Consider the following 9,452-nt stretch of genomic DNA (forward strand, 5'->3'; position numbering starts at 1 on the left):
AGTGATGCTTGTAGCGGACCAGTACTAATCGGTCGAGGACTTAACCAAGCAGTCGCAAATGCGCTGTTCGAAGCAAAAAAACAATGATGTCCAGTTTTGAAAGCACAAAGCTTTCAATTGAATAGAGTGCGGTGGCGATAGCAAGAAGGATACACCTGTTCCCATGCCGAACACAGAAGTTAAGCTTCTTTACGCCGATAGTAGTTGGTGGGAAACTGCCTGCGAGGGTAGGAAGCTGCCGCGCTCAAAATGGAGGATTAGCTCAGTTGGGAGAGCGTCTGCCTTACAAGCAGAGGGTCACAGGTTCGAGCCCTGTATCCTCCATTGAGCCGTTAGCTCAGTTGGTAGAGCAACGGACTTTTAATCCGTGGGTCGACAGTTCGAGCCTGTCACGGCTCATCCCAGTAGATACACGCCACGCGGGTGTGGCGGAACTGGCAGACGCGCAAGATTTAGGTTCTTGTGGTTTTTAACCGTGGGGGTTCGAGTCCCTTCACCCGCATCATCTGCCTGTAAGGGTAGACCCTATGCCGACTTAGCTCAGTAGGTAGAGCATCTGATTTGTAATCAGAGGGTCGGGCGTTCGAATCGTCTAGTCGGCAGTAACCAAATAGCTTTTGCGGAAGTAGTTCAGTGGTAGAACATCACCTTGCCATGGTGGGGGTCGCGGGTTCGAATCCCGTCTTCCGCTTTTCCTGTTTAACGGGAAAAGCACAATTAAATATGCACCCATAGCGCAACTGGATAGAGTGTCTGACTACGAATCAGAAGGTTGTAGGTTCGATCCCTACTGGGTGCATTGTTCGGGAAATAGCTCAGCTTGGTAGAGCACCTGGTTTGGGACCAGGGGGTCGCAGGTTCGAATCCTGTTTTCCCGATTGGACGAAAGTCCTAAATTGAAACACTTCGCGGTGTAGCTCAGCTGGCTAGAGCGTCCGGTTCATACCCGGGAGGTCGAGGGTTCGATCCCCCCCGCCGCGATAGAGCTTGGACCTTTAGCTCAGTTGGTTAGAGCAGACGGCTCATAACCGTCCGGTCGTAGGTTCGAGCCCTACAAGGTCCATCTTTACATGGTGGACAAAGTTTGGTAGTATAATATGGTTATCGCGGGATGGAGCAGTCTGGTAGCTCGTCGGGCTCATAACCCGAAGGTCGTAGGTTCAAACCCTACTCCCGCAATTGAACTGAATATAATTGGTCGCATGGTCTAGTTGGTTAGGACGCCTCCCTGTCACGGAGGAGATCACGGGTTCGAGTCCCGTTGCGACCGGTGAATCGGCTCGGTAGCTCAGTTGGTAGAGCAATGGATTGAAGCTCCATGTGTCGGCGGTTCGATTCCGTCCCGCGCCATCCATTGCGGGTGTAGTTTAGTGGTAAAACCACAGCCTTCCAAGCTGTTGATGCGAGTTCGATTCTCGTCACCCGCTGTATTTTATGGGCCTATAGCTCAGCTGGTTTAGAGCGCACGCCTGATAAGCGTGAGGTCGATGGTTCAAGTCCATTTAGGCCCATTCAACTGAATAATATGGAGACGTACTCAAGTGGCTGAAGAGGCGCCCCTGCTAAGGGTGTAGGTCGGGAAACTGGCGCGAGGGTTCAAATCCCTCCGTCTCCGTTAATGATGGCCCGTTGGTCAAGTGGTTAAGACACCGCCCTTTCACGGCGGTAACATGGGTTCAAATCCCGTACGGGTCATTGGCATCAAAATTTTAGCGCGATGGAGAATTACCCAAGTCTGGCTGAAGGGAACGGTCTTGAAAACCGTCAGGTGGGTCAAACCACGCGAGGGTTCGAATCCCTCATTCTCCTTTATATTATCGCGGGATGGAGCAGTCTGGTAGCTCGTCGGGCTCATAACCCGAAGGTCGTAGGTTCAAACCCTACTCCCGCAATTGAATTGAATATGTTTGGTCGCATGGTCTAGTTGGTTAGGACGCCTCCCTGTCACGGAGGAGATCACGGGTTCGAGTCCCGTTGCGACCGTTAATGGCTCGGTAGCTCAGTTGGTAGAGCAATGGATTGAAGCTCCATGTGTCGGCGGTTCGATTCCGTCCCGCGCCATTTATATTATGGAGGATTAGCGAAGAGGCTAAACGCGACGGACTGTAAATCCGTTCCTTCGGGTTCCTAGGTTCGAATCCTAGATCCTCCATCTTAGGGATATAGTTCAATGGTAGAACAACGGTCTCCAAAACCGTCGATGTGGGTTCAACTCCTACTATCCCTGTGTAACAAAATATTTATTATGGCGGTATTGGTGAAGTGGTTAACACACTGGTTTGTGGATCCAGCACACGTGGGTTCGATTCCCACATACCGCCCTTTTTTTCTGGGATATAGCCAAGCGGTAAGGCAACGGACTTTGACTCCGTCATGCGATGGTTCGAATCCATCTATCCCAATCCCCTTGGGGTAGATATGGCGGTATAGCCAAGTGGTAAGGCAGAGGTCTGCAAAACCTTAATCACCGGTTCAAATCCGGTTACCGCCTTCCTTGCGGTTAAGCCGCTGGAAGTAATATTATATGTACATGCCGGTGTGGCGGAATAGGCAGACGCGCTGGATTCAAAATCCAGTTCCAGCGATGGAGTATCGGTTCGACCCCGATCACCGGTAGACGATGGACCCCAAGAGGGTCTATTTTTTTTGCTCATATTTTGACAACGACAGTTAAATCAATCGGCGCATTGCTAAGTAAGCACTGCGACAAGATAAAAAACGCGAAAATGGGTCGATGGTCTGATGCATTAGTGGCGATGTCAGCGCAAACTATAAGGTGTTGTATTCAGCATGTGCTGGGTCAAAATTGCATTGCAGGACCTGGCTAGATATAATTTACCTATTACGAACAGTTTGGAGGGAGTAAGGTGAACATTGGGATTTTTACAGATACTTACTTTCCACAGGTTAGCGGCGTTGCGACGTCCATTCAAACCCTGAAGGAACAGCTCGAAAGCAAGGGACATTCTGTATATATCTTTACCACGACGGATCCGCGGGTGCCTGAAGACGCGGTTGAACCAAATGTCTTTCGTTTTGGCAGTGTCGCGTTTGTCTCGTTCAAAGATCGGCGCATTGCGGTGCGTGGTTTGTTCCAGGCGCTTGAAGTTGCACGCAATCTGAAGCTCGACATTATCCATACGCAAACCGAATTCTCCATCGGCTACATTGGCAAGTTTGTGGCACGCAGTATGCACATTCCAACGGTGCACACATACCACACCATGTATGAGGATTACCTGCACTACGTCATGAACGGCCACCTGCTCAAACCTTACCACGTGCGGCAGATGACGCGGGCATTCTTGCACCACGATGCAGGGGTTATCGCCCCCACGGACCGGGTGCTTGAAACGCTGGCTGGTTACGGTGTGTCATCACCAATCCGGGTTATTGCCACCGGGGTGAACTTGGAATCCTTTGCCAAAACGCCAACGCGCGATATTCGCGCAGAACTGGGACTGAGTGATGTGCCAGTGCTCATTTCCTTATCCCGAGTGGCGTTTGAAAAGCGCATTAACAAGGTAATTGACGCCATGCCTCGGATTCTGAAGTCTGTGCCAGACTCCGTGCTGCTCGTTGTGGGTGACGGGCCAGCACGGGCCAGCCTGGAAGAACAGGCGGAGACACTCGACATTGCCGATCACGTCCGGTTTATCGGTGAAGTGCAGCACGACGAAGTGCCACTGTATTACCATGCTGCGGACATTTTCCTGTCTGCAAGTGATTCGGAAGCACAGGGGCTGACCTATCTTGAAGCAATGGCTGCCGGAACCAAGGTGCTCGCTTTAAGTGGTGAGTACACCGATGTTCTCCTGAATGACCCCTCACTGGGCCGGACTTTCAGCACGCCCAGTGAGATGGCGGCGCAGGTCATCGACTACTTTGAGCATCCAGAAGCGTACCAGGAAAATGGCGCGCGTGAAGCCAAACTACGCAACATCTCAGCACGCCAATTTGGCGAACGGGTGCTCAAAATGTACAACGATGCCAGCGTGTACTACGAGCAAGTACTCGCACCACGTCTGGCTGAACACGCCGTTGCGCGCCCATTGCGCTTCCGACGTGTCAAACGAAAGGAAATCGAATGATTGAAATTAACATGTTCAGCTCCGCTGACAAGGTGGCAGGTCAAGGGGTTGGTGCTGTCTACGATGAACTGATGGCGCTGCTTAAACGGTATACCGCAGATGAGTTCAACATTAAGGTGAACTCGTACACGAAGAGCACCCTCAGTCATTATCACACCATCGATCCGCAGTTCTTCCTTTCCACTTGGAGCAGCAAACGGGGACGCAAAATTGGTTATGTCCATTTTTTGCCGGATACGCTGGATTCTAGCTTAACGTTACCTGGCGTTGCCCGCGTGAGCTTGGATAAATATGTCATTGCGTTCTATAAGCGGATGGACCAGCTCGTTGTGGTCAACCCGAACTTCATTCCCCGGTTGGCGGCTTACGGAATTGATCCGAACAAGGTGCGCTACATTCCGAATTTTGTATCTACTGCAACCTTCCACCCGGAAACAGAAGCACGCAAACTTGAATTGCGGGCAAAATTAGGCATTAAACCTGACGAGTTCGTAGTGTTTGGCGCTGGCCAGGTCCAAGAACGCAAGGGGGTTGATGATTTCATCGACCTTGCCAAGCGTAATCCGGACGTGAAGTTCGTCTGGGCTGGGGGCTTTTCCTTCGGACTTATTACCAACGGCTACAACCATTTGAAGCAGGTGGTTGCTAACCCGCCTGCTAACTTGCAGTTTACTGATATTATTCCGCGTGACACGATGATTGATTATTACAACATCGCGGATTTGTTCTTGCTTCCGTCGTATGAGGAATTGTTCCCAATGTCTGTACTCGAGGCTTTTGCGACGCACACGCCCGTCATGGTGCGCAAGTTGCAACTCTATGATCAGATTATTGAGCCTTATGCCATTGAGGCCACTGACATCGACGACATGGAGGCAAACATTCGCCAGTTGCGGGCCAACCCCGCGGGCTTGGCGAAATACGCCCAACTGAGTGCGGACGCGACCGCTGAGTACTCCGAAGAGCACTTGGCCGCTGTATGGCGGCAGTTTTACGAGGAGCAGGCTGATCTTGCCCACCAGAGTGGTAAGAAAACTGCCGGTCAATAAACTAGAGGATGTAACGAAATGACTTCGAAGAATAAGCTAGCAGCGCTTATTATGTTTCTGATTGGCGTTGCTATTTTTTTGTGGGAGGGTCGGCACACAGACGTGCACCACATCATGCGGGACCTGCTCCACTTAAATTGGTGGTGGCTCCTGCTCGGTGTCGTCGTGATGCTCCTGTCCTGGGTGTTTGAAACTTTTGTACTGCAGATTCTCGTGCGGACGGAAAATGAACAATTACCATTCCGGGAGGCGCTGCGGGTGCCGCTGGTTGAGCAGCTCTTTAACTCGATCACGCCGTTTGCGACTGGCGGCCAACCTGCGCAGCTCTTTGCCATGATTCAAAGCGGGGTGGAGGGCGGCAAGGCCAGCTCGGTCCTGCTGATGAAGTTTATCGTGTACCAGTTCATGGTCCTGATTAACTTTGTTTTCACCATGATTGTCGGTTTCCACCGGATTGCGCAGCATTTTGGGGCGCTATCTTGGCTGATTGCCTTCGGGATGCTCATTCACGTGGTGGTGATTGTCGGCTTACTGCTGGTCATGTACTACTACAAGTTCACTAAGAAGCTGGTGGCGGTCATGCTGGTGCCGGTTGGCTGGATTCTGGGTCAAAAGCGCCGGCAGGAACTGGCCCTGGAGCTGGAAACCAAGATTGATACCTTCTACCAAGAGAGCTTGCACCTGAAGCGGGAGAAGACGAAGGTTGTGAAGGCCTGCGTGCTTACTTTAGTGCAGCTGCTGCTTTACTACAGCGTGCCGTACTTCGTCTTGCTGGCGCTGCACGTGCCGCAGGTCAACCTGGTGCAAGTCATGGTGATGCACGTCATGATTGTGATGATTGTGTCCCTGTTCCCAATTCCAGGGGGCAGTGGCGGCGCCGAGTACAGTTTCAAAACGATTTTTGCTACCTTCATGGTTGGCCCGGCACAACTGGTGCTGGCGATGATGCTCTGGCGCTTTCTCACGTACTACATGGGGATGATTCTTGGCATCGTGGCCGTTGCAGTGAAGCCGCGGCGTAAGGCGCACGTCATCGACGGGAAGAAAACAATTAGTTAGCTGAAATGATTTTTTTCGCTAAAGTGACCAATTTTTTGCCACATAGGCACCGATTCCGTGGTATGCTCTTAGCGGATACAAAAGAAGGGGGCACTCCCATGAAAAGCTCACAGCTTGTCGCAATTATCAAACGCCTGGAGGCCATGCAGGAAGCAGACTCCACCGAGATTCAGACCCGTCGCTTCGAGAAGAACGGGGAGGAACGCGGTCTAGTAACGTTTGATCCTAAAACCGAAACATTTGAACTTGAAGAGATGGCTAACCACCAGACATTCCAGTTTGACAACATCGACCTTGTCGCCATGGAGATTTTTGATCTGCTTGATGACGGAACAGACGTTGAAGATGCCCAGTAATGACTAGGCTTTGGAAGAGCGGCGTTGGCCGCTCTTTTTCTTTTGCGTAAAGTGGGTTAATGTTAAGTAATTGCTACTATTCTGTGTGGTAAATTGTTATTAACCATGAAGATGTGTAGACTACATCTAGAAACTAAGTAGAAAGACGGAGGTCCACCATGAAGCAAGTAGGCGGACGAATTCGGCAGTTTTTTAACACACGTGTCGGGTTCCTGATTCTCGCAATTGCCCTGTTTTGGGCAAAAACCTTATGGGCGTACAATAATAAATTCAACTTGGGGGTTGAAGGTTCATTCCAGAAGTTCCTGCTCGCACTCAACCCGCTCCCGACGACATTGCTGTTGTTCGGCATTGTCTTGTACATGAAGGGGCGTAAGTCTTACATTACGCTCCTCATCATTGACGCCATCACGAGTACCTGGCTGTTTGCAAACATCCTGTACTACCGTGAATTCTCAGACTTCATGACCTTTGCGCTCATGAAGGCGGGTAGTTCAGTGTCCAACAACCTGAGCAAGGCCATTTTCGGTATTATGGAGCCGAGTGACTTCCTGGTCTTTGCGGACCTGCTTATTCTGATTCTGCTACTCGCTTTCAAGGTCGTGCGCGTGAACATTACGCCAATCAAGAAGCGGGTGGCGATGCTGGTGACCCTGCTTGCCTGCCTGCTGTTTGGGGCGAACCTTTCCATGGCTTACCACGACCGTTCGGGGCTCCTGACCCGGACTTTTGACAGTAACTACATCGTTAAGTACCTCGGGCTGAATGCTTATACCGTTAATGATGGTATCAAGACCGTGCAGAACAGCGCGGTGAAAGCCAATGCTAGTTCCAGTGACTTGCAGAGTACGCTGAAGTGGATTAAGAACAACCGCGTGGCGCCGAACGTTAGTTACAAGGGTGTGGCTAAGGGCAAGAACGTGTTTGTGATTCACCTGGAGAGTTTCCAGCAATTCTTGATTGACTTCAAGTACGACGGCCAGGAAGTGACGCCGAACCTGAACAAAATCTATCACGAAAGCGACACGCTTAGCTTTGACAACTTCTTCAACCAAGTTGGTCAGGGGAAGACCTCAGATGCCGAGATGATGCTTGAAAACTCGCTGTACGGACTTTCTGAAGGCTCCGCGATGAGTATTTCCGGATCCAGCAACACCTTCCAGGCGGCACCATCGATTCTCGACGGCCAGGGTTACACCACCGCAGCAATGCACGGGGATGTACCGAGTTACTGGAATCGGGAAAACACCTATAAGAATTGGGGCTACGATTACTGGATCAGCAAGGGTTACTTCAAGGACAAGAAGAGTTACGAAATTGGTTATGGTCTGAAGGATAAGATTTTCTTCAAGGAAGCTTCTTCATACATTGAACAGCTTCCGCAGCCGTTTTACGCGAAGATGATTACTCTGACCAACCACTACCCGTACCCACTGGATAAGAAGAATGTTTCCATTCCTAAGACTAAGACCGGTGATAGTACGGTTGACGGTTACGTGCAAACAGCACGTTACCTGGACCAGTCTATTGGTGAATTCATGACCTGGCTCAAGAAGTCTGGTCTCGAGAAGAATTCGATTGTCATGTTCTATGGGGACCACTACGGGATTTCTGGTAACCATAAGAAGGCAGTTGCCAAGTTGCTCGGTAAGAAGACCTTTAACGATTTTGACAACGCCCAGTTTCAGCGGGTGCCGCTCATGTTCCACATGGCCGGCCTCAAGGGTGGCATTAACCACACTTACGGTGGTGAAATCGATGTGCTGCCAACGCTCATGAACCTGCTTGGCCTCAGTAATAAGAATTATGTCCAGTTCGGATCCGACTTGCTTGCCAAGGGGCGCAACCAGACCGTGGCGTTCCGCAACGGGGATTTTGTGAGTCCAACAATCACCAAGGTGGGCAGTAAGTTCTACAACACCGCTAATGGTGAAGTCATTAAGCACCCAACGGCTGCCCAGAAGGAAGACGAGAACGCGTCCGTTAACCGGACGACGACTGTGTTGTCCTTGTCCGATCGTGTCATTAACGGAGACCTGCTTCGTTTCTACGATCCGAAGGGCTACAAGAAGATCGATGCGTCAGACTACTCCTACAAGCTGAGCACAGCCAAGAAGAAGCTGAAGAAGGCGCAAAAGAAGGGGACCAGTGTTCTTGCAGAGCACGACGGTAAGTCCGTTGAGTACACGACGGATGCCCCAGAGTTAAGTAAGAGCAGCGACAAGGATAAGTCATCCTCCTCGTCTAGCAGTAGTAGTAGCGACAGCAGTAAGTCTGATTCCAGTAAGTAGCTGCCACTGTACAATTAGAAAAGGCGTTCAGTATGTCCCCAAGGGCATGTCCTGGATGCCTTTTTGGTTGTCTGCACCAGCGGTATTTTGGCGTTTACATGAGTGTTTATATCGCGGTGCAAGGCTATGACGGTTGCTCATGTATGTTTGCGGCGTCGTCACCAAAAAAACGCAAATATCTTTCAAATTGTGGTAACGTTCGGAAGATTATTCGTAATTCGTGGTCAAAGAGAAAATTAGAGTCGAAATAGTTCGTATAATTCGGCGGGTTATTGTTGGTCAATGTTGCAAAGTTCGTAAATCAAGTGAAGATAACGATTTTTTACGCTTGACCGAGAGGAATCTTGCTGGTAATATACTCTTTGTTGTCACGGGCGATGTGCTTTAGCCGCCAAGTGATTGGCAGTTAAATAAAATTGCTTGTTGACAATGAGCGGCAGCGTTGGTATGATATCAAAGTTGTCGTTGAGATAACTAAGTAGTTCCTTGAAAACTGAACAAAGTTTCGTATATGTGTAGGTTCTTCAGCTTAGTGCTGAAGGAATTAAAACATTTGCGATGTCAATTCGCTTTTTTAAAAACAATAATGAGCTCTTTGAGCTCTCT

General features: G+C 50.2%; 5 protein-coding genes, 26 tRNA genes and 1 rRNA gene. All 32 read left to right on the forward strand.

Translation table 11 applies throughout. From position 1 onward, the window contains the following. Positions 1–127 precede the first annotated feature (127 nt). The 32 genes from rrf (at position 128) to EKM97_RS11335 (ending at position 8,846) form a co-directional block, all read left to right on the forward strand. A 5S ribosomal RNA gene (gene rrf / locus EKM97_RS11180) occupies positions 128–244 on the forward strand. A 7-nt stretch (positions 245–251) separates the two neighbouring features. Further along, positions 252–324: transfer RNA gene (locus EKM97_RS11185), tRNA-Val, on the forward strand. 2 nt (positions 325–326) lie between these two features. Then, positions 327–399, forward strand: a tRNA-Lys gene (locus EKM97_RS11190). Positions 400–419: 20 nt separating this feature from the next. Beyond that, positions 420–502: transfer RNA gene (locus EKM97_RS11195), tRNA-Leu, on the forward strand. Positions 503–529: 27 nt separating this feature from the next. Continuing rightward, positions 530–602 (forward strand) — tRNA-Thr (locus EKM97_RS11200). Positions 603–619: 17 nt separating this feature from the next. Beyond that, positions 620–691: transfer RNA gene (locus EKM97_RS11205), tRNA-Gly, on the forward strand. A gap of 34 nt (positions 692–725) precedes the next feature. Continuing rightward, positions 726–799, forward strand: a tRNA-Arg gene (locus EKM97_RS11210). Between the two features lie 5 nt (positions 800–804). Beyond that, positions 805–878: transfer RNA gene (locus EKM97_RS11215), tRNA-Pro, on the forward strand. A gap of 29 nt (positions 879–907) precedes the next feature. Then, positions 908–981, forward strand: a tRNA-Met gene (locus EKM97_RS11220). A gap of 8 nt (positions 982–989) precedes the next feature. Then, positions 990–1,063 (forward strand) — tRNA-Ile (locus tag EKM97_RS11225). A gap of 42 nt (positions 1,064–1,105) precedes the next feature. Further along, a tRNA-Met gene (locus EKM97_RS11230) sits at positions 1,106–1,179 on the forward strand. Positions 1,180–1,196: 17 nt separating this feature from the next. Beyond that, positions 1,197–1,270, forward strand: a tRNA-Asp gene (locus EKM97_RS11235). 7 nt (positions 1,271–1,277) lie between these two features. After that, positions 1,278–1,350: transfer RNA gene (locus EKM97_RS11240), tRNA-Phe, on the forward strand. A gap of 6 nt (positions 1,351–1,356) precedes the next feature. Further along, positions 1,357–1,427: transfer RNA gene (locus tag EKM97_RS11245), tRNA-Gly, on the forward strand. Positions 1,428–1,436: 9 nt separating this feature from the next. Next, positions 1,437–1,511, forward strand: a tRNA-Ile gene (locus EKM97_RS11250). Positions 1,512–1,527: 16 nt separating this feature from the next. Then, positions 1,528–1,615 (forward strand) — tRNA-Ser (locus tag EKM97_RS11255). Positions 1,616–1,623: 8 nt separating this feature from the next. After that, positions 1,624–1,695, forward strand: a tRNA-Glu gene (locus EKM97_RS11260). Positions 1,696–1,719: 24 nt separating this feature from the next. Then, a tRNA-Ser gene (locus tag EKM97_RS11265) sits at positions 1,720–1,809 on the forward strand. A 9-nt stretch (positions 1,810–1,818) separates the two neighbouring features. Continuing rightward, positions 1,819–1,892, forward strand: a tRNA-Met gene (locus EKM97_RS11270). 17 nt (positions 1,893–1,909) lie between these two features. Continuing rightward, positions 1,910–1,983: transfer RNA gene (locus tag EKM97_RS11275), tRNA-Asp, on the forward strand. 5 nt (positions 1,984–1,988) lie between these two features. Next, positions 1,989–2,061 (forward strand) — tRNA-Phe (locus tag EKM97_RS11280). A gap of 10 nt (positions 2,062–2,071) precedes the next feature. Then, a tRNA-Tyr gene (locus EKM97_RS11285) sits at positions 2,072–2,152 on the forward strand. Between the two features lie 4 nt (positions 2,153–2,156). Further along, positions 2,157–2,227: transfer RNA gene (locus tag EKM97_RS11290), tRNA-Trp, on the forward strand. A 21-nt stretch (positions 2,228–2,248) separates the two neighbouring features. Next, positions 2,249–2,321, forward strand: a tRNA-His gene (locus EKM97_RS11295). 9 nt (positions 2,322–2,330) lie between these two features. Beyond that, positions 2,331–2,402, forward strand: a tRNA-Gln gene (locus EKM97_RS11300). 18 nt (positions 2,403–2,420) lie between these two features. Next, positions 2,421–2,491: transfer RNA gene (locus tag EKM97_RS11305), tRNA-Cys, on the forward strand. A gap of 41 nt (positions 2,492–2,532) precedes the next feature. Then, positions 2,533–2,616 (forward strand) — tRNA-Leu (locus tag EKM97_RS11310). Between the two features lie 251 nt (positions 2,617–2,867). Then, positions 2,868–4,091 carry a glycosyltransferase family 4 protein gene (locus EKM97_RS11315; RefSeq protein WP_125572494.1) on the forward strand — a complete coding sequence of 408 codons (1,224 nt, stop codon included), beginning with the start codon at positions 2,868–2,870 and terminating at the stop codon, positions 4,089–4,091. Further along, positions 4,088–5,140, forward strand: a complete 1,053-nt coding sequence (locus tag EKM97_RS11320; RefSeq protein WP_125572495.1) for a glycosyltransferase family 4 protein — start codon at positions 4,088–4,090, stop codon at positions 5,138–5,140. Before EKM97_RS11315 ends, EKM97_RS11320 begins: the two co-directional genes overlap by 4 nt. 18 nt (positions 5,141–5,158) lie before the next feature. Beyond that, positions 5,159–6,199: a lysylphosphatidylglycerol synthase transmembrane domain-containing protein gene (locus tag EKM97_RS11325; RefSeq protein WP_125572496.1), complete on the forward strand. Its 1,041-nt coding sequence runs from the start codon at positions 5,159–5,161 to the stop codon at positions 6,197–6,199. A 98-nt stretch (positions 6,200–6,297) separates the two neighbouring features. After that, positions 6,298–6,555: a YkuJ family protein gene (locus tag EKM97_RS11330; RefSeq protein ID WP_125572497.1), complete on the forward strand. Its 258-nt coding sequence runs from the start codon at positions 6,298–6,300 to the stop codon at positions 6,553–6,555. 158 nt (positions 6,556–6,713) lie between these two features. Next, positions 6,714–8,846 carry an LTA synthase family protein gene (locus tag EKM97_RS11335; RefSeq protein ID WP_125572498.1) on the forward strand — a complete coding sequence of 711 codons (2,133 nt, stop codon included), beginning with the start codon at positions 6,714–6,716 and terminating at the stop codon, positions 8,844–8,846. Positions 8,847–9,452: the final 606 nt, after the last annotated feature.

This window comes from Lacticaseibacillus songhuajiangensis (assembly GCF_003946025.1).
GTDB lineage: Bacteria > Bacillota > Bacilli > Lactobacillales > Lactobacillaceae > Lacticaseibacillus > Lacticaseibacillus songhuajiangensis.

Excerpts from the sequence above, each read along its gene's own strand:
- EKM97_RS11320 (WP_125572495.1), top strand. The coding sequence starts at position 4,088 with ATGATTGAAATTAACATGTTCAGCTCCGCTGACAAGGTGGCAGGTCAA.
- EKM97_RS11325 (WP_125572496.1), top strand. The coding sequence starts at position 5,159 with ATGACTTCGAAGAATAAGCTAGCAGCGCTTATTATGTTTCTGATTGGC.
- EKM97_RS11330 (WP_125572497.1), top strand. The coding sequence starts at position 6,298 with ATGAAAAGCTCACAGCTTGTCGCAATTATCAAACGCCTGGAGGCCATG.
- EKM97_RS11335 (WP_125572498.1), top strand. The coding sequence starts at position 6,714 with ATGAAGCAAGTAGGCGGACGAATTCGGCAGTTTTTTAACACACGTGTC.